General features: G+C 70.1%; 15 protein-coding genes, 1 tRNA gene and 1 pseudogene. 11 read left to right on the forward strand and 6 right to left on the reverse strand.

Going from position 1 to position 18,423, the window contains the following annotated elements:
• Positions 1-9 precede the first annotated feature (9 nt).
• Complete coding sequence (locus BIV23_RS34760) at positions 10-681, reverse strand: CBS domain-containing protein (RefSeq protein ID WP_071384973.1); 672 nt, start codon at positions 679-681, stop codon at positions 10-12.
• Positions 682-797: 116 nt separating this feature from the next.
• Here BIV23_RS34760 and BIV23_RS34765 point away from each other — a divergent pair, with 116 nt between their 5' ends.
• Positions 798-1,718 (forward strand): pyridoxamine 5'-phosphate oxidase family protein, encoded by a 921-nt coding sequence (locus tag BIV23_RS34765; protein WP_071384974.1) that lies wholly within the window; start codon positions 798-800, stop codon positions 1,716-1,718.
• Between the two features lie 4 nt (positions 1,719-1,722).
• Here the strand turns inward: BIV23_RS34765 and BIV23_RS34770 are convergent, their stop codons facing one another.
• Positions 1,723-2,403, reverse strand: coding sequence for a CBS domain-containing protein (locus BIV23_RS34770; protein WP_245790795.1), 681 nt, complete (start codon positions 2,401-2,403; stop codon positions 1,723-1,725).
• A 194-nt stretch (positions 2,404-2,597) separates the two neighbouring features.
• On the opposite strand from BIV23_RS34770, the gene BIV23_RS34775 reads away from it, so the two are divergent.
• On the forward strand, positions 2,598-3,473 hold the full coding sequence (locus tag BIV23_RS34775) for a universal stress protein (RefSeq protein WP_071384975.1): 876 nt from the start codon (positions 2,598-2,600) through the stop codon (positions 3,471-3,473).
• Positions 3,474-3,530: 57 nt separating this feature from the next.
• Positions 3,531-5,933 carry a glycoside hydrolase family 65 protein gene (locus BIV23_RS34780; RefSeq protein WP_071384976.1) on the forward strand — a complete coding sequence of 801 codons (2,403 nt, stop codon included), beginning with the start codon at positions 3,531-3,533 and terminating at the stop codon, positions 5,931-5,933.
• Positions 5,934-5,996: 63 nt separating this feature from the next.
• Here BIV23_RS34780 and BIV23_RS34785 read toward each other — a convergent pair whose 3' ends face one another.
• Positions 5,997-6,998 carry a lysylphosphatidylglycerol synthase transmembrane domain-containing protein gene (locus tag BIV23_RS34785; protein WP_071384977.1) on the reverse strand — a complete coding sequence of 334 codons (1,002 nt, stop codon included), beginning with the start codon at positions 6,996-6,998 and terminating at the stop codon, positions 5,997-5,999.
• A 1,108-nt stretch (positions 6,999-8,106) separates the two neighbouring features.
• Between BIV23_RS34785 and BIV23_RS34790 the strand changes: the two genes are divergently transcribed.
• Positions 8,107-9,123 carry an FAD-dependent oxidoreductase gene (locus BIV23_RS34790; RefSeq protein WP_079173599.1) on the forward strand — a complete coding sequence of 339 codons (1,017 nt, stop codon included), beginning with the start codon at positions 8,107-8,109 and terminating at the stop codon, positions 9,121-9,123.
• A gap of 84 nt (positions 9,124-9,207) precedes the next feature.
• Here the strand turns inward: BIV23_RS34790 and BIV23_RS34795 are convergent, their stop codons facing one another.
• Complete coding sequence (locus BIV23_RS34795) at positions 9,208-10,497, reverse strand: APC family permease (RefSeq protein WP_071384978.1); 1,290 nt, start codon at positions 10,495-10,497, stop codon at positions 9,208-9,210.
• 685 nt (positions 10,498-11,182) lie between these two features.
• Between BIV23_RS34795 and BIV23_RS34800 the strand changes: the two genes are divergently transcribed.
• Positions 11,183-12,460 (forward strand): vanadium-dependent haloperoxidase, encoded by a 1,278-nt coding sequence (locus BIV23_RS34800; protein WP_079173600.1) that lies wholly within the window; start codon positions 11,183-11,185, stop codon positions 12,458-12,460.
• Positions 12,461-12,615: 155 nt separating this feature from the next.
• Positions 12,616-14,097 (forward strand): multicopper oxidase family protein, encoded by a 1,482-nt coding sequence (locus BIV23_RS34805; RefSeq protein WP_071384980.1) that lies wholly within the window; start codon positions 12,616-12,618, stop codon positions 14,095-14,097.
• A gap of 396 nt (positions 14,098-14,493) precedes the next feature.
• On the opposite strand, the gene BIV23_RS34810 is transcribed toward BIV23_RS34805, so the two are convergent.
• A complete protein-coding gene (locus tag BIV23_RS34810; RefSeq protein WP_071384981.1) occupies positions 14,494-15,105 on the reverse strand; it encodes a sulfocyanin-like copper-binding protein in 612 nt (203 codons plus the stop codon).
• Complete coding sequence (locus BIV23_RS34815) at positions 15,102-15,377, reverse strand: SHOCT domain-containing protein (RefSeq protein ID WP_071385013.1); 276 nt, start codon at positions 15,375-15,377, stop codon at positions 15,102-15,104. The genes BIV23_RS34810 and BIV23_RS34815 overlap by 4 nt, the downstream gene beginning before the upstream one ends.
• Before the next feature lie 869 nt (positions 15,378-16,246).
• Here BIV23_RS34815 and BIV23_RS49855 point away from each other — a divergent pair.
• The 5 genes and pseudogenes from BIV23_RS49855 (at position 16,247) to BIV23_RS34835 (ending at position 18,320) form a co-directional block, all read left to right on the forward strand.
• Positions 16,247-16,669, forward strand: coding sequence for a hypothetical protein (locus BIV23_RS49855; RefSeq protein WP_143079170.1), 423 nt, complete (start codon positions 16,247-16,249; stop codon positions 16,667-16,669).
• A 97-nt stretch (positions 16,670-16,766) separates the two neighbouring features.
• Positions 16,767-16,858 (forward strand) — tRNA-OTHER (locus tag BIV23_RS50750).
• Between the two features lie 478 nt (positions 16,859-17,336).
• Positions 17,337-17,474, forward strand: a pseudogene (locus BIV23_RS52540) (3-oxoacyl-ACP synthase); the annotation flags it as partial.
• A 227-nt stretch (positions 17,475-17,701) separates the two neighbouring features.
• The gene (locus BIV23_RS52545; RefSeq protein WP_245790800.1) at positions 17,702-17,983 is read left to right on the forward strand and encodes a 3-oxoacyl-[acyl-carrier-protein] synthase III C-terminal domain-containing protein; all 282 of its coding nucleotides are present in this window, start codon (positions 17,702-17,704) and stop codon (positions 17,981-17,983) included.
• A gap of 58 nt (positions 17,984-18,041) precedes the next feature.
• Positions 18,042-18,320, forward strand: a complete 279-nt coding sequence (locus BIV23_RS34835; RefSeq protein ID WP_177240141.1) for an acyl carrier protein — start codon at positions 18,042-18,044, stop codon at positions 18,318-18,320.
• Positions 18,321-18,423 lie beyond the last annotated feature (103 nt).

An 18,423-nucleotide genomic window follows, 5' to 3' on the forward strand; every position in this document is an offset into this window, starting at 1 on the left:
CCAGTCGCTTCACGGGGCCCCGGTGTCCCGAGCGTCATCCGTCCGGAACGCGATCTGCGCGGTGACCGAGACCACGCCGTCGACGCCGCGGCACAACTGCTCGATGACCGGGATCAGACTCCTGTGCTCCACCGTGCCCGCAAGGGCAACCCGACCATCACGCACCTCCGCGGTCACGTCCCTCGGATCGAGCCCCAAGGTGCGCCGCAGAACGTCTCCGGTGATCTCCTCGCGGATGGCGTCGTCACGGCGAAGGAAGACCCGCAGCAGATCACCACGACTGACGATGCCGAGCAGCCGATCGGCATCGTCGACCACGGGCAGGCGTTTGACATTCTGCGATTCCATGAGGCGGGCAGCCTCGACCACGGTCCACTCGGGCCGGGCGCACACCGCGGGAGCGGACATCAGTTCCTCGGCCCGGGATCCCTCCGCCTTGGCACGTTCCCAGGCCTCCAGATGCGGAATGGGGGTCCTGCCGGTCGGGTCGGCCTGGTCGGCGCTCTTGCGCAGCAGGTCGGCCTCGGACACCACGCCCATCGGACGGTCGAGCTCGTCCACCACGGGTACGGCGGTGACGTCGTTCTCTTCCAGCAGCCTGACGAGCTCCTTGAACGGCGTGGCGGGCCGTGCCCGGACGACGTCCCGGGACATGAGCTCCTCGACTGTTCGGTGGTGCATGGTGCCTCCCGGGTGCGGGACACCCACCGCGCGGATACGAGGCCGCCGCCCCGTGCGGCGGTGCGGCCCGCGTGGCAGGTTGGATACAGCACCATTCTGAGGAGAGGGCGGCGACCATGCGAGCTCACCTCGGCGACCAACTCGTCATCGAGAGTCCGGCGACCGGCGTAGCCAGGCGCGACGGCGAGATCGTCGGACTCCACCACGACGACGGAACACCCCCCTACGACGTGCGCTGGTCGGACACGGACGATGTGACGCTCGTGTTTCCCGGCCCGGACGCCCACATACGCCATCTCGAGCACGAGCAGCCCCCGGGGGTGGGCGAGGCGCCGCCGACAACCGGCGAGGCGGCGGCCGCGTCCACGGTGACCAGACCGGCCGGGACGGGCAATCCCGGCGACATCGGCCGGCGGGTGGCCGTCGAACGCCGAAGGAGCGGACTGAGCCGAGAGGAGACAGCCGGCCGCGCGCGAATGTCGCCCTACTATCTGGCCTATCTGGAGGAAAAGCCCGCCGATCCGACCTTGGCGACGCTCATCAGGCTGGCCGACGCGCTGGGCACCTCGGTCGCCGCACTGCGTGGCGGAGGCATCGATCTCCCGCCCGGTCAGGGCCACGCACTGCTCCACCCCCAGCTTCGGGACCTCAGCCCGCAGGAGTGCCGCACCCTGCTCTCCACGCACGGGGTGGGGCGGGTCGCGGTGGCGACGGCCGACGGCCGCCCGGCGGTCGTCCCGGTCAACTACGAAGTCGTCGATGACGCCATCGTCTTCCGGACCGCGCCCGACTCTGTGACGGCGGCGGCAGCGGAGACGGAGGTCGCCTTCGAGGTCGACCACGTGGACGACACCCTGAGTCAGGGCTGGAGCGTGCTGGCCGTCGGACCGGCACGTGTGGTGACGGACCCCGAGGCTGTACGCAGGCTCGCCCAACGCGCGCACACCACGCCGTGGGCGGGCGGCGCGCGCGAGATGTGGGTGTCGATCGAGCCCACCAACCTCACGGGCCGCCGGATCACCCCTGCCGATCAGTAGACGGTCATGGCTCGGACGCAGGGCTGTCCGATCCGGAACCCTCGCCGCTCAGTCGGGTCTCGACGCCCACGACGCCCTCCAGCCCGCTCACGAGGCGCTCGGCGACCCAGATGAGCGAGGTGTCGTGGACGGGCCCGCGGAGCATGACGACGCCGTCCCGTACAGACACGTGAAAGGCGTGGGCGTGCAGGGGGAACAGGTAGGACACCACCGTACGGCGGACCTCCTCCTCGATCTCCTCGTCCGACCGCAGGAAGACCCTCAGCAAGTCGCCACGGCTGACGATGCCGCGCAATCCGTCCTCGGCATCGACGACGGGGAGCCGTTTGACGTGGTGCACGGCCATGAGGCGTGCTGCCCGGGCCAGGGTGTCGTCGGGGCGGACCGTGACAGCGGGCGTGCTCATCACCTCCTCAGCACTCACACCTGCCGCCTTGGCCAGGTCGGACCGCAGTCTGATCCGCTCGGAGCGGGTGGGCCGGCGATGCCGGAACTCCTCCTTGGGCAGCAGGTCGGCCTCGGACACCACGCCGACGATCCGCCCTTCGCCGCTCACGACCGGCAGGGCACTCACGTGGCGCTCGTCCATGACCCGCACGATCTCCTTGAACGGCGCGTCGCGCCCGACGGCGACCGCGGGTGTGGTCATCACATCGCTCACGATGTGCGCAACGGTGACGGGCATGTCTCGGTCCTCGAAAGGCGGCCGGGGAACCCGGCTCGGCCGATGCCTCAAGCATCACCATGACCTGGCAGGTCGCAAACGGGCCGGAGAGCCACCCTGGCCCGGGACCCGGTGGCGTGTCGCGGCGCCGGGCAGGCAGTGCGACGGTATTCACAGGAGGACCTCGGCAGCCGGGCGAGAAGGCGGTGACGGCTATGGCACTCCCACTGGTCGTGGGCGTCGACGGATCGGACTCCAGTCTGGCAGCGGTCGACTGGGCCGTGGACGAGGCGGCACGGCACGGTCTGCCCCTCCATCTCGTCCATGCCTCCCTCTGGGAGCTGTACGAGGGAGCCCAACCGTCCTTCAGCACTGACCGTCCGGCCGAGGAGGTCATGGCCGAGCACATCGTCGCGTCGTGCGTGGAACGGGCCCGGCGACGCAATCCCGAGGTCAAGGTGTCCGGCAAGGCACTGCCGGAGGACGCCGTGTCCGCGCTGCTGCGGACGGCGCCCGAGGCGTTCGCCCTGGTGACGGGGTCACGTGGGCGCGGCGAGATCGCAGGGATGCTGCTGGGATCCGTCAGCCTCGCGGTCGCGGCCCGCGCCGTCTGCCCGGTCGTCGTCATTCGGGGCGCGGAAGCCAATCGCCGGGGAGCCTACGGCCGCGTGGTGGTGGGGGTCGGTGACGCGTCCGGTGGTGCGGGGGCCGTACGGTTCGCCGTCCGGGAAGCCGAGGTGCGCGGCTGTGCCCTGACAGCCGTACGGGCCTGGCGCAATCCGTCACAGGAACCCGTGGACCACATGCTGGTCGCTGACGACGCCGCCAGGCTGCGCGAGGAGCGGGTGTCGACCAGTCTCGAAGATGCCCTGCGCGATGCGGTACGAGAGCACCCTCAGGTCGATGTCCGTCGCAAGCCGGTCGAGGGCACCGCCCACAAGGTCCTCCTGCAGGAATCGGCCGAAGCGGACCTGATCGTCGTCGGCGCTCAGCGCCGGCACGGCCACTTCGGTCTGCAACTCGGCCGGGTCGGTCACACCCTGCTGCACCACTCGGACTGCCCGGTCGCCGTCGTCCCTCAGCCGGTCTGAGGCCCGCCGCAGGCACCTGGGCCCGCACAGCCTGCGAAGGAGAGGGAAGGGTGGCGGATGTCGGAGTGGACTTGGGAGTGGACGGGCTACGACCCTGCCGCCGAGCAACTGCGTGAGTCCCTCTGCACACTGGGCAACGGCTACTTCGCCACACGTGGCGCACTGCCGGAACGCCGGGCCGGCCTGGTGCACTATCCAGGCACCTACGCAGCGGGGTGCTACAACCGCCTGGAGTCGACCGTGGCGGGGCGGCAGGTCGTGAACGAAGACGTGGTCAACCTCCCCAACTGGCTCTTTCTCCGGTTCCGGGCGCGCCGCACGGACGGGACGTGGAGCCCGTGGTTCTCCCCCGGCACGCACACCCTCCTGGACCACCGGCACACCCTGGATCTGCGCCGAGGCACACTCGCACGGTCCTCCCGCCAGCGGAACGACGGGCTCGGTGTGCTCAGCGTCGAGCAGACCCGCCTGGTGCACATGGAGGACCCGCACCTGGCCGCACTGCGGACGGTACTCACGGCCGAGGACTGGACCGGGCAGATCGAGATCGAAAGCTCTCTCGACGGTGACGTGATCAACGGCAATGTGCACCGCTACCGCGCACTCGACCGCCACCACATGAACCACGTGCGAACCGGTGCGCAGGAACCCCACACCACCTGGTTGTGCTGCCGCACCAGCACATCGGACATCACCGTCGCCCTGGCCGCCCGGACGACGGTCCGCGCGGACGAAGCTCCGGTCTCATCAGTGCTTCGGTCCGCCCGCCACCGCGCGGTCCACCGTCTGGTCGTCCCGATCACTCACGGCAGGCCCGTCACCGTGGACAAGACGGTGGCACTGCACACCTCGCGGGACACAGCGATCAGCGATCCCCTCGGCGAGGCCGCCGAGCGGGTGTCCGTGGCGGCGGACTTTCCGGCCTTGCTCGACTCCCATGCCGCGGCCTGGGAGCGGCTGTGGCGACGCACGGACGTGCAGGTGCCCGGAGAGGCCGGCCGCATCCTGCGCTTCCATCTCTTCCACGTCCTGCAGACGCTGTCACCGCACACGGCGGAGCTGGATGCAGGCGTCCCGGCCCGGGGTCTGCACGGCGAGGCGTACCGGGGTCATGTGTTCTGGGACGAGCTCTTCGTCCTCCCCTATCTCAACCTGCACCTTCCGGAGGTGTCCCGGGCGCTGCTGAACTACCGCCACCGACGCCTCCCCCGGGCCTGCGCGGCGGCGCGCGCGGCCGGCAGGGACGGGGCGATGTATCCGTGGCAGAGCGGCAGCAACGGGCGTGAGGAGTCCCAGGAATGGCATCTCAACCCGGCCTCGGGCCGCTGGCTGCCGGACCACTCGCGCCTCGAGCACCACGTGGGTTCGGCGATCGCCTACAACGTCTGGCAGTACTGCGAGGCCACCGGTGACACGGAGTACCTGCACACCAAAGGCGCGGAGATGCTACTGCAGATCGCCCGCTTCTGGGGGGACCTGGCGGTCTTCGACCGTGGCACACGCCGCTACCGAATCCGCAGTGTCGTCGGCCCCGACGAGTACCACGACAGCTATCCCGGCGCGACGAGGCCCGGGCTGGACGACAACGCGTACACCAACGTCATGGCCACCTGGGTCCTCACCCGCGCTCTGGAGCTCGTGCGGCGCCTTCCCGCATGGCGACGCGAGGAATTGTTCCAACGGATCCGGCTGAACACCGACGCGCTGCCGGAGTGGGAAGAGGTCTCCAGACGCCTGCGGGTGCCCTTCCACCAAGGCGTCATCAGCCAGTTCGAGGGCTACGACGACCTCGCCGAACTCGACTGGGACGCCTACCGCGCCCGCTACGGCACCATCCGGCGGCTGGACCGCGTTCTCGAGGCCGAGGGTGACACGGTCAACCGCTACAAGGCGTCCAAACAGGCCGATGTCCTCATGCTCGGCTACCTGTTCTCGCCCACAGAACTGCGTGGTCTGTTCCGGCGTCTCGGTTACCACCTGGACGACGAGATCTGGCGCAGCACCGTCGACTACTACCTCCAGCGCACCAGCCACGGCTCGACGCTCAGCGAACTCGTCCACGGCCTGGTCCTCGCAAGAGCCAGACGTGCCGACGCATGGCAGTACGTCCACGAAGCCCTGGAGGCAGACATCGCCGACATCCAGGGCGGCACCACGGGCGAAGGCATCCACCTCGGCGCCATGGCCGGAACCCTCGACCTGATCCAGCGCGGCCTGACCGGACTGGAGACCCGCGAGGACGCCCTCTGGCTGGACCCGGTCCCACTTCCGGCGCTCTCCGAATACGGCTTCACACTGCACTATCGCGGTCATTGGGGCATCGCCATGCGGCGCCGGAGCGGGCAGCTGGAGATCGCCGTACCCGACTCGGAGGAATCGCCGATCCGCGTAGTGCTGGCTGACCGCGCGGTGACCATCGCCCCAGGGGAGACGTGCACGCTCCTTCTGCCGAAGGACTGACGCTGCGGCGGTCGCTGGGTCGGCCACCATTTGGATCTCCACTCGCAGTTCGTTCTCCGGTGGCTACGGGCCGGGGCTGCCGCGTCGTTCCGAGTGGCGTGGCGGGGAGCCCGACGTACCGGTATGGAGGGTGATCGCGAGCCAGCACGCCCAACCGACGGGTTGCAGGGCCCAATAGCTGACGGCGCGGTACAGGAGCGTCGCGGCGATCGCCGGGCCGGGCCGGAGACCGTACAGCACGAGCAGTGCGGACAGGCTCGTCTCCACGATGCCGAGGCTGCCCGGGGTCAGGCGCAGGCTGCCGGGGATCTGGGTGAGGACGTAGGCGAGCAGCAGGCTGTGCCAGGGCACACCGATGCCGAGCGCCCACAGGCTGGCAGCCAGACAAGCGACGTCGAAGACCCAGTTCAGCAGCGCGAACGCGAACGGTCGAAGCCAGGGTCGCAGGCCGGGTTGCAGACCGCGGGCCTGTGCGACCAGCCGGGCGAGTGCCTTCTGACCTTGCTGGATGCGGCGTGAGCGCGTCCCGGCACTCGTCCAGGCTCGTCCCGCCGCGTGACGGAAGCCCGAGAAGCGGGATGCCCCGACGACGGCCAAGGCGATCCCCAGGACCAGCAGCGCACCGGCCGCGGGAAGCAGAACGGTCCGCAGCCCCGCCGGTCCCGCCGCCACCACGCCGGCGACGAGCAGGACGGCCAGACCCAGTACCGCCAGCGCACCGGCCACCACCAGCACGGCGGCCGCGAGTACCTGCTCCACGCCCCTGCGGCGCAGTTGCCGGAAGACCCAGGCGGCCGAGAACGCCGCCCCTCCGGGCAAGGCACCCGCCACGGCGTTGGCGGCCACCACGATCGCCGTCGTGCGCCGCAGGCTCCAGCGGGTCCCGCCCGCCCCGAGCAGCCAGCGGTACATGGCGGCGAAACACACGATCGACAGCACCTGGCACACCACGGCGCCCGCCATCGGCAGCGGGTGTACTCCCACGATGAGGTGGTAGGCCTGCGCCAGTTCACGCCGCCGCAGGACTGCGACGAGGACCACCGCCGCCGCGAGGACAACGGCCACCGACCACCACAGCGGGCCTGGTCGCGCGGGGCGTCCCCCCGCCCACCGAGCACCGCCCGCCGCTTCGGGCTCCTGCCGCCCGGACATCGGCCATCACTCCCGCCAGGCAGCGTGAGGGTTCGGATGCCGAAGGTACGCGACGACTTGGGCCGGCACAGCGCGCCTCGCCGCGGTCACCCGGCACCGCAGTCCCGGTCCCCCGGGCTCTTCCCTGACGTACCCGATGGATCACAGACGCATCCTCAACATCGCAACACTGATCATCAGGCGCCGAACACCCACCACATCCATACGGTGCCGACGGCCCCAGCGGTCGATCGCGTGGCAGATGGGAGCGCACAGCACTCCGTCGGAGACATCCAGTCCGCTGTCACCGCCATTCCGTGCGCGGTTCGCCGCCCTAGCCGGGAACGACGAAATCCGCGTGGAGCACCAATGGAAGAAGTTGCCTCGCCGAAACCCTGATCCACGCACGGAGCTCTCCTGCCGGCTTCCTCGCCACAATCGGCCGGCACCGGCTCCCCTGCCCACCGGTGTCTCGAGGTCCGACATTCCGATCTCCAGGTGATCGCCTGGCTCAGGATCTGGACACCACGGCTGCACGGGTGAGTGGTCGCGCCGCTCTCCGCATCTACTAGGCACGGTCGTGGATCACAATCCGCCACCTGTGCCCGGAACTCCGGCTTCATTCCCGAAGTCGCTAGGCCCCGTGGCAGGCGCACGGCGTCCGCCTTGCCGTCAACCAGTGCCCGGCCTGGCCATGCGCCTCCAGCATCACGTGTGACTCCTCCCGTGAAGACAACCTGCGCCTACCTGCCGTGCGGGGCAGGCAAGTCCGAACTCGCGCTGATGCTGTGCATGGTGAAGGAGCGCGATTCTGTCAATCGCCCCCTCTGGGTCAATGTGGTCGATATCGTCGACCGATACCGGCCTATACGTCACACTGAGCGGCGGAGGGGGGAAGGGCGCGGCGGCGGTGCGGCGGCGTGCCATCCCGAAGTACGCGCTGCCTTGGTGAAGGCGGTGTCGGGGATCAGCAGGGCGATGCGCGGACGCGACCGACCTCTCCGCGCCGGAGCCCGGTGGGCGCCTCGCGGACTTCCGCCGGATGCACGCTGAGCCGGAGCTGACCGAGCTGACGCCGATCCCGTGCGACGTGTTCGTGCGGTACGGGATGTGGTTCCAGAAGCGGTACGTCGGCGAGGTGGACCCGGGCCGGGTCGTGACCGTCGAACGGGCCCCGGCAGGTGGAGGGTGGTTCCTCGTCCGGCTGGATGACGGACAGGAACTGTCGGCCGCCGCCGTCGTGGTGGCGACCGGCCTGAACGGGCTCGCCGAGATCCCCGAGGCACTGCGGGATCTCGCCCCCGAGGGACCTGGTCCGGCTGCCCTGGTCTCGCACACCAGCCACCACACCGACCTGTCTCCTTATGCCGGTCAGCGCGTCGCCGTGGTCGGCGGTGGCCAGTCCGCCCTGGAGAGCGCCGCGTTGCTGCACGAGGCTGGCGCCGAGGTACAGGTGCTGGTACGGGAACCGCGCGTGCTGTGGGGGACGAAGCCGGGTCTGGCCCGGCCCTGGACACAGCGGGTGGCCAGGCCGGCTTCGCCCCTGGGTACGGGATGGGTCCTGGCCGCCGTCTGCAAAACCCCGGGAGGAGTACGCAGGTTTCCTGCGGCCGCGCGCATGCTGCTCTTCCGCCGCGCGCTGGGGCCGTCGGGCGGATGGTGGCTGCGGGACCGGGTCGAGAACATCATGCCGGTCCGTACATCCACCCGCGTCACCCACGCGGAAGCGGAGGGGCCCGGAGCACACCTGGAACTCGCCGGGCAGGGCGGGGCGCAGACGACGCTCACCGTGGATCACGTGCTCGCGGCCACTGGCTACCGCCTCGACCTGGACGCGGTCCCGTTCCTGTCGCCCGCGGTGCTCGCCACCCTGACCTGCGTCCGTGGCTCGAAGGCACCCCAGCTGTCCGCATCGCTCGAGTCGTCGGTGCCGGGCCTGTATTTCACCGGTTCGCTCGCCGCCCCGGTGTTCGGCCCGATGATGCGGTTCGTGGCAGGGACGGAGTTCGCCGCCAGGCGCATCACCCGGCACGCCTCCCGGCTCTCTGTACCCCGCTGATCCGACGGCCACGGGAGCGAGACACGCCGTACCGTTGGGTCAGCGAAGGGCGGGACTCCTCGCGCAGCATTCATGAGCGGGGCGTCACGACGCCTGTCGTGCCGTGAGGCGCCGACGCACGCCGTAGGCCGCCACTCCGAGGGCGAGCACCGCCGCTCCCCACGCCACCGACGTCGCGGGCAGAGTGAAGGCCAGGACCAGGCAGCCGGCCAGCCCGACCGCAGGGATGATGCGCGGCGGCCGGTTCTCCTCCTGAGTCAGGGTCCAGGCGGAGGCGTTCGCCACGGCGTAGTAGGCAAGCACGCCGAACGACGAGAAGCCGATCGCGCCGCGCACGTCCGTGGTGGCGGCCAGGATCACCACCACGGCGCCCACCAGCAGCTCCGCTCGATAGGGCACCTTGAACCGTGGATGCACGGCGGACAGAGCATGAGGCAGGTGACGGTCCCGGGACATGGCCAGCGTGGTCCGCGAGACGCCCAGGATCAGCGCGAGCAACGACCCGAGTGCCGCCACCGCCGCCCCGACCCGAACCACCGGGACCAGCCCCGGCACCCCAGCCTGCCGTACTGCCTCGGCCAGCGGCGCGCTCTCCCGTGCCAGCCCGTCCGGGCCGAGGACGGCCAGCACGGACGCGGCGACCGCCGCGTACACGATCAGCGTGATCCCCAGGGCCAGTGGAATGGCCCGGGGAATCGTGCGGGCCGGGTGCTTCACCTCTTCGCCCAGGGTCGCGATCCGCGCGTACCCGGCGAAGGCGAAGAACAGAAGCCCGGCCGCCTGCAACACGCCGGTGACGGAGGCGTCCGACCCGATGTCCAGCCGAACGGCCTGAGCATCAGTGGAGGTCAGGCAGGCCACCACCACGGCTGCCAGCACGGCCAGGACCACGGCGACGATCGCCCGCGTCAGCCACGCGGCCTTCTGCACACCCACGTAGTTGACGGCGGTCAGCGCCACCACCGCAGCCACGGCGACGGCGTGCGCCTGGGCCGGCCACACGTACGACCCCACGGTGAGTGCCATCGCCGCGCACGAGGCGGTCTTGCCGACCACGAAGCCCCAACCGGCGAGGTAGCCCCAGAACTCGCCCAGCCGCTCACGGCCGTACACGTACGTCCCCCCGGACTGCGGATAGCGTGCCGCCAGCCGGGCCGAGGAGGTGGCGTTGCAGTACGCCACCACGGCGGCGACGGCCAGCCCCACGAGCAGTCCCGAGCCCGCCGCCCGCGCGGCCGGCGCCAGGGCGGCGAAGACCCCCGCACCAATCATCGAGCCAAGCCCGATGACGACGGCATCGAAAGCGCCCAGCCTCCGCTCCAGCACAGCGGCTCCACCGCCCTGCGACGCCAGACCCACTCCACACACCACCATCTGTCGACATCCGGGACCGCGAGACGATACCTGTCGGGGATGAACAGCAGGTCGCGCGCGTCGTGCTCTTCAACCTCCGAAGATCCGATCGGAGTTGTCCTCGCTCCCGGGGACGGTCACGAACCGGACACGAGTCGGCCGGGCATGGTGCTTGACCTGTCTGCTCTTGCTGACGGTGGCAGCGCTGCATGTACCTGCCGGCTTTCCGCTTCCAGTCCCCGGCCGGTGTTACTGCAGTTCCGCGTGCGCTACCGCCATATGCGACCCGGGTCTGTGACCGCGATGCCTGAGTTGCGGCACGGATCGGGTCCCGGCAGGCTGTAGCTGGCGATCGACCTTGATGACGTGAGCAGGTGATCGGGTTGCAGAATTATGCGCGCCCGTTCAGCCCTCCAAAAAGTCGGTGTGGGTGACGTGTGCCGCCTTAATGGCCGGTGTCCCGGTGAGTCCGGTCGTGATTCTGCAACGACCGGTCCAGCCCAGGTATCAACCGGACGAGACCCGGCTTCGCAACCCCCGTCCCGCCCCGGAGCGGATGCGCGGAGTGCTTCTTTGTGACGTGCGCTGGGGACTCACCGTTCGATACGTGGTGTCCGCTGACCAGGTGGTCGGCCGTGACCCAGATGGGTGACGTGTACGGCAACGGTCGCCACGACCTGCCGCCGGCGACAAGGAGCAGCAGAGCATGGGTGGAAGGCAAAAGACACTCGTCATGCTGGCCGGAATCGCGCTGGCAGCCGGACTCATCAGCCCCGCTTTCGGGTTCGGCGCCGCTCGCTCGCCGGCCCCGGCCTCCGCGGCCACGAGGTCAGGGACCTCGGTCGTGGAATGGAACCGCGAGCTCATCACCATCCTGGGCGATCCGAAGGCGCAGCCGGCCACCGTCCAGCCCACGCGCAGCTTCGCGCTCCTTCAGGCTGCCGAGTACGACGCGGTGGTGTCGATCACCCGGTCCGGCCCCGCCTACAAGTTCTCGGTGCCGGCGCCGCGAGGCGCTCGTCCCGATGCCGCGGCGGAGCAGGCAGCCCACGATGTGCTGGTCGCCCTGTACCCGGCCGAACGCGCAGGCGTGGACCAGCGGCTGAGCAGCCAGTTGTCCGCGATTCCGGACGGCCCGGACAAGCAGGCGGGCATGACGGTGGGAGCCACGGTCGCCCGCCGGCTGATCAGCCTGCGGTCCCACGACGGGTCCTCGGCGAAGTCGCCTCGCTTCCGCCCCGGCGACAAGGCCGGTGACTACCGGCCCACCCCTCCGGACTTCCCGACACCGGTGTTCCCCAACTGGGGGTCGGTCAAGCCGTTCGTGCTGACGAGCGGACGCCAGTTCCGCCCGGCGCCGCCACCGGCCGTGAGCAGCGCCGAATACGCCACCGCCCTGAACGAGGTCAAGAACCTGGGGAGCAAGACCAGTAGCACCCGCACCCCCGATCAGACGGCAGCCGCGAAGTTCTGGGCGGCGGCGCCCGTCTGGAACGTCTGGAATCAGATCGCGCAGAACCTCGTCACTTCCCAGATCGCGAGCCTGGACCGGGCGGTGAAGGTCTTCGCCCGGCTCGACCTGTCCCTCGCCGACACCACGATCGCGATGTACGACGCCAAGTACGCCTACCACGTATGGCGGCCCGTCACCGCCATCCGACTCGCCGCTACGCACTACAACCCGCACATCGTCGGCGATCCCCACTGGACCCCCTTGGTGACGACCGCCCCGGACCCGTCGTATCCCAGCGCCCACGCCGCCCTCAGCCAAGCGGCGGCAACCACGCTCACCGGGTTCTACGGCGCGCGGCATCATCTCGCGGTGACATCGCGAGGCACCACCCGAACCTATGCCAGCTTTCAGGAGGCAGCCACCGAAGCGTGGCTCAGCCGGACCTGGTCCGGCCAGCACACCTCAATCGACAACCGCGCGGGCCGACAACTCGGCTTCCACGTGGCCGACTTCGTGGCAGGTCACCTCTGACCGTCCGCGCCGGGCGACATCGATGCGCAGCACGGCGGCGGCCGGAGGCCGGCGGCAGCGGGAGCTCCGGCACCACTGGCAGGGCCACGCTGCACATGGGAACCCCTGTCCGGTCCGAATGAGTCAGGGCGGGACGCGGAGAAGGGAGCGCAGCCGTGGCCATCTCTCGTCGCGACGTCCTCAGACTGTGTGGCGTGTCCGCGCTGGCCGGAGTCGGTACCGGCGGGGTCGCCGACCGCTACTCGCGGGCAGCGACGAGTGCTGGCGTTCCTCCGGATAAGGCGGACTACACGCTGCGGATCGCGACCGGACGTGTCGAGCTCGCGCCGGGCACCGTCGTGTCGACCACGACGTACAACGGCCAGTTCCCGGGTCCGCTGCTGCGGTTCACCGAAGGCCGCCCGGTCGTGGTCGACGTGCACAACGACACGGCCACCCCCGAGCTGCTGCACTGGCACGGCCAGCGGGTTCCGGCCGACGTGGACGGGGCCGCCGAGGAGGGCACCCCGTACATCCCCGCGCACGGGATGCGGCGCCTGTCGTTCACCCCCGGGCCGGCCGGTTTCCGCTTCTACCACACTCATGTGGCCGCACTCGGCGACCTGACCCGCGGCACGTACTCCGGACAGGCCGGCCCGGTCTACATCGAGCCGAAGGCCAACCCCGGCTCCTACGATCAGGAAGTGTTCCTGACGCTGAAGGAGTTCGAGCCCTCCCTCAGCCATGGCGGGGACATCCCGCAGACCTTCCTGGCCGGCTCCCCGGTGCCGGGCTTGCGACGGAGGGGCGAGCAGGCCATGGCCGACTCCCTGGCTCGGGGCATGCCGCGCGGGTACGAGGTCGGCTACCGCGCCTTCGCCGTCAACGGCCGCAAACTCGGGCACGGCCCTCCGGTCAGGGTCAGGATCGGACAGCGCGTGCTGTTGCACGTCCTCAACGCCAGCGCCACCGAGATCCGCAGCCTCGCCCTGCCCGGCCACACCTTCAAGGTCGTCGCGCTCGACGGCAACCCGGTACCCCGCCAGGCCGACGTACCAGTGCTGTGGATCGGCACCGCCGAACGCGTCTCGGCCGTCGTGGAAATGAACCACCCGGGTGTCTGGGTGCTCGGAGACACGTCGGACGACGACCGGAACGCCGGCATGGGCACGGTCGTGGAGTACGCCGGCCGCAGCGGCACTCCTCGATGGAACGCGCCACCCTCATTCACTTGGGACTACCGCGCTTTCGCCGACGCCGGCTCCACGAATCAGCGGCCCGACCACACGATCGACCTGCTGGTGGAGAAGCGCAACGCCGCCGAGAAGGGATTCAACATCTGGCCCCTCAACGGCGTCCCCTTCTCCCTGGACACCGACAGGCCGGTGCTGGACGTCGAGCGCGGCAGGCGGTACCGGATGCGGCTGCGCAACGCCTCCGACGACATCCACCCGCTCCACCTGCACCGCCACACCTTCGAGGTCACCCACATCGCCGGCACCCCCACCCGCGGCCTGCGCAAGGACGTCGTCATGCTCGGCGGCTACCAGACCGTTGCCCTTGACTTCACCGCCGACCAGCCGGGACTGTCCCTGTTCCACTGCCACCAGCAGCTCCACATGGACTACGGCTTCATGATCCTGCTGCGCTGCTCCTGACCATGCCAGGCCGCTGGCCACCTGCCAGAGAGTCAAGGTGCGCACCGGCACGCCGAGTGCTCCGGCCACCGGATCGAGGACGGCGTGCACGACCGGCATGAACGGTCGGAGCAGGACCACCGGGGCGTACCCGTAACGGTCCAGCCGTACTTCCGCTTGGCCCGCCGCAGCCCGAAGGCGATGGTTGCGCACTCCGGGGAGAGCGACGCGGCGGAGCGCACGACGACCCGGCTGGCACCAGCAAGGTGTCGCCGGGCAGTAAAAAGCCGCCGCTTGGGCCGCCGTTACGGGCCCGCACCGCCCTGCTCTCGACCGGACCCGGATAGCGACTTCCCGCTGAATCCGGCGACGATCGGGAACCCTCTACGGCAGACCCCTACCGCTGGTAAAGGCCACTCACCGAGCGACGTCCAGTTCCGCGTACATCCCAGCCGCGTAGTGACCCGGGACATTGCACAGCAGTTCGTAGCGACCCGGTCGCAGCGTGACCGTGGTCCAGGCAACCGCACCAGAGGCGATGCCGTCTCCAGCGCCACTGCCACAGGTGCGGGACGCCTCGCCGAGGCTGCCGACTTCCGATACCCGGCCGTCGGAGCCGATGGCACGTTGTCCTGCGGCCTGCCCCGCCGGCAGCGGCAACACGATCGCCTCGTGTGTGAGGGCCCCCGCGTTGATGACGCGCACTGTGACCTTTCCTGCCGGAACGGTCGAGGGGTGGGCTACCAGGCGCATCATGCTCATGCCGTACCAACCTGGGTGGCCGTTGTTCGGCGTGGGCCAGTTCGGGCCCCGCATCATGCGTCCCGTGTCCCACACGGTCACGTCGACCGCACTGCCTGTCGCGGCCGGCGCGGCGCATCGGGCGCCCTGCGCTCGCCAGGGCGCCGGTCCCGCCATGTGAAAGGCGCCGGACGCAGCCATCAGACTTGTCGTGGCGAGACCCAGCACCAGGGCCGCCGCGGCGATGGCGATCGCCGCCCAAACCTCTCGGCGGCTATGCGGGTTCATCGGTGCTCCCGAAGCAGCGCGAGCCGGCGTTTGTAGTCGTCCTCGTCGATCTCCCCGCGCGCAAATCGCTCGGCGAGGAGGCTCTCGGCCCGTCGCTCCTGCCAGTCGCCAGCGCCAGGCGGTGGGGGCGAGCCCGGCTGCTGATGACGGGCACCGGCGAGGTAGCGGACGAGTGCGACGAGGCCAACGATCAGGACGGCCCAGAACAGCACCATGAACACTGTCATGATGATCCAGCCGCCCCAGCCCCATCCGTCGCCGTACCACATCATGCCGATCACTTCCCTCGGCTGATTGCTCCAGCGCTACCAGGATGGATCAGTGAGACCTCAGTCGACCTGGGCCACAGTTCCCAGGTATAGGGCCGGTGGGCCCAACGCCTGATCCGGACCGGTGAAGCCACGTGGCGCTGATCAGGCGAAACAGCACTACTGAGCAGAACCAGTCACCGCCCGCCGAGGATTCGACTTCCCTCCTCACGCGGGTGTTCAGATCCCGCCGCAGGCACAGCGAGAAGGGCCGGCTCAGGAGCGATTCTTCTCGCCGGGGTGACCCTTTGGCGTTTCAGGTGCCGTCCAGTGCACGTGCCGACACGCCTGCTGGGCTCCTGCAAGGAGGGGGCACAGGACCGGACCGGTCCCCCACGGCTCCGGATCAAGGCACCGAGCCGGGCTCGAGGAAGATGCGAGTGACCGCCGTGCCGCGCGCTCACATGCCGTTCCTGTCCGTGGCCGGTTCGTCGTTCGTGGAGATGTTCGTCGGCGTCGGTGTCTCTTAGGTGCGCGACCTGGTCGGCGAAGCCCGCATGCCCCCATCGATCATCCTCATCTTCATCGACGAGATCGACGCGCTCGGACCACGGCGCGCCGCCACCAACCGGCCCGACGGCTCGCCGGCCACGGCATCAGCCCCTGGCGCGCCGACCACACCCACGCCCTCGCCTGGCTCAACCACCACTGCGGCGCCGTCCGTTCCACCAGCCGGTACTTCAACGCCCTGCACACCTTCTGCATCTGGGCACACGGCGAGGGCCTCGTCCTCCACAACCCCTTCGACCGGCGCCTGCGCCCCGACATACGCGACCAGCCCGGCCTGCCCGTCCTCCAGGCCACCGAGATGACCGCCCTGATGCAGGCCGCCGATGGCCCCTACCGCCCCGTCACCACCCGCAAGCGGACGCTCATTTACGCCATGCTCGCCGGCATCCATCATCCGCCTCGACACCGACGGCCTCGGCCCCTACGGCAGCGACACCGTCGCCAAGATCTGGCAGAAGGGCGGCGGCACCCGCCTGATGACCCTGCCCCCGCTGTTCGTCCTCGCCATCGACGCCTTCCTCCCCCACCGCCTCGACGCCATCCCCGGCCCCCTGTTCACCACCCGCTCCAGCCGCCGCCTGACGTCAACGTCACCCCCCGCACCGTCCTGCGCCAGCCCGCGGCCCACCACCCCCTCCTGGCCCATCTCGCTGCCCACCCTCGTCCCCGACGCCATCGCCACCAGCGCCCGCCACCACGGCACCTCCCCCGGCACCATCACCGACGTGCCCCCGCCCGGCCGCTGAAAGCGCCTCAGCAAGACGTCAGCGGCCGGTCAGCGGGTACCCGCATCATTGTCACAGCGAAAGAAACAAGGCCCGCAAAACCGGGGCTGAAAAGCCAGGAGAGGTGCCCGGAGCGGCTGATCGGGGACCAAAGCACTGCCGAGGTCGGACTCTTCGCAGTCCACGCAGGTTCGAATCCTGCCCTCTCCGCGCCCGACCGGAGACAGCGATCCGGTCCACCTGGGACGACCGCCCCGGCCGGGGCCCGCGAAGCATCGCCCAGAGCCCGCCGACAGCGCCTTCGCACCATGACGAGGGGAAGACCGTGGACGCAGCAGTCCTCGCCGGGTCCGGAGGTCATCTGCCCGGCGGTGTGATCGCGAACGCCGATATCGCCGAGGGGTTGGCCACCACCGAGGAGTGGATCCGCACCCGCACCGGCATCCATCGGCTCCACCGGGCCGCGCCGGGTACCGGCACCGGCACCGGCGAACTCGCCCCGGCGGCCGGGCAGGCCGCTCTCGTCTCGGCCCAGGAAACCTCCGCCGATCTCCTGATCATGGTCACCTTCACCCCGGACCAGCCCTGCCCGGCCGACGCCCCGTGGATCGCCTCAAGCCCGGGCCTGGGCGGCATTCCGGCCTTCGTCCTCAACGCGGTCTGCTCGGGGTTCCTCTACGCTCTGGCCATGGCGCGTGCCGCGATCCTGTCGGACCAGGCGGACAAGGTCCTGGTCATCGGGGCGGACACGGTCTCCTCCGTGCTCGATCCGCAGGACCGCGACACGGCCGTCATCTTCGGTGACGGCGCGAGGGCGGCCCTGCTGCGCCGTGGCCGGGCGGACGGGCCGGGCGCGCTGGCCGCCGTGGAGCTGGGCAGCGACGGCGAGAACGCGCACCTTGTCCGCATCAGCGCCGGCGGTTCCCGGCTTCCCGACCCCGGCCGTCAACTGCCTCGCGAGCAGCACACGGTCCGGATGGACGGACGGGCGACGTTCGCGCACGCGGTCCGGCGGATGGCCGCCTCCTGTGAGTCGGTGCTCTCCCGCACCGGGTGGACGACCGATTCGCTGGGCGCGTTCGTCAGCCATCAGGCCAATCAGCGCATCCTCGACTCCCTGGCGTCCCGGCCGAGCGCTGCCACGGCAATATCCGCACCGCCGGCAACACCGCATCCGCCTCCGTGCCCCTGGCCATGGTGGACGCCTCCTTCGACAACGGCATCTCGCCCGGCAGCCGGGCCCTGCTCACCGCCTTCGGGGGCGGCCTCACCTGGGGCTCGGCGACGCTGACCTGGCCTGACTGCAAGGTCGCCGACCCCCGCACCACGGGCTGACCGGCCTTCCCCGGCCACGTCTTCTCGTCCATCACCTCTCCTCGTCAAAGGAGTCCCCGTGCACGAAACGCTGTACGAAACCATCAAGGTGTTCTTCGCCGGGCAGCTCGCCATCCCCGAGGAGGAGTTGACGCCCGATGCCCACCTCACCGACATAGGCATCGACTCCCTCGCCCTGGTGGAACTGGCGCTCGTCCTGGAAGCGGATTACGGAATCCCGGTCGACGACGACGGCCTCAAGGCCGCCCGGACCCTGAGCGAACTCGCCGCGGTCGCCCAGAAGCTCACCGCCCGGCAGCCCGTGGAAGCCGCGACCGCCGGAATCAACGCGGGCTGACAGCCCGGAAGCCGACAGCACCGCCGCTGCGAGGAGAGACGCCATGCCGTGCACCGAAACCGGCGGGACGGGCCTGCCGGAGGACGCCCGCACCCCAGGCGGT

It is taken from the genome of Streptomyces monashensis (assembly GCF_001866665.1).
Classification (GTDB): Bacteria; Actinomycetota; Actinomycetes; order Streptomycetales; family Streptomycetaceae; genus Streptomyces; species Streptomyces monashensis.

Excerpts from the sequence above, each read along its gene's own strand:
- BIV23_RS34760 (WP_071384973.1), bottom strand. The coding sequence starts at position 681 with ATGCACCACCGAACAGTCGAGGAGCTCATGTCCCGGGACGTCGTCCGG.
- BIV23_RS34765 (WP_071384974.1), top strand. The coding sequence starts at position 798 with ATGCGAGCTCACCTCGGCGACCAACTCGTCATCGAGAGTCCGGCGACC.
- BIV23_RS34770 (WP_245790795.1), bottom strand. The coding sequence starts at position 2,403 with ATGCCCGTCACCGTTGCGCACATCGTGAGCGATGTGATGACCACACCC.
- BIV23_RS34775 (WP_071384975.1), top strand. The coding sequence starts at position 2,598 with ATGGCACTCCCACTGGTCGTGGGCGTCGACGGATCGGACTCCAGTCTG.
- BIV23_RS34780 (WP_071384976.1), top strand. The coding sequence starts at position 3,531 with ATGTCGGAGTGGACTTGGGAGTGGACGGGCTACGACCCTGCCGCCGAG.
- BIV23_RS34790 (WP_079173599.1), top strand. The coding sequence starts at position 8,107 with ATGCACGCTGAGCCGGAGCTGACCGAGCTGACGCCGATCCCGTGCGAC.
- BIV23_RS34795 (WP_071384978.1), bottom strand. The coding sequence starts at position 10,497 with ATGGTGGTGTGTGGAGTGGGTCTGGCGTCGCAGGGCGGTGGAGCCGCT.
- BIV23_RS34800 (WP_079173600.1), top strand. The coding sequence starts at position 11,183 with ATGGGTGGAAGGCAAAAGACACTCGTCATGCTGGCCGGAATCGCGCTG.
- BIV23_RS34810 (WP_071384981.1), bottom strand. The coding sequence starts at position 15,105 with ATGAACCCGCATAGCCGCCGAGAGGTTTGGGCGGCGATCGCCATCGCC.
- BIV23_RS34815 (WP_071385013.1), bottom strand. The coding sequence starts at position 15,377 with ATGATGTGGTACGGCGACGGATGGGGCTGGGGCGGCTGGATCATCATG.
- BIV23_RS49855 (WP_143079170.1), top strand. The coding sequence starts at position 16,247 with ATGGCCCCTACCGCCCCGTCACCACCCGCAAGCGGACGCTCATTTACG.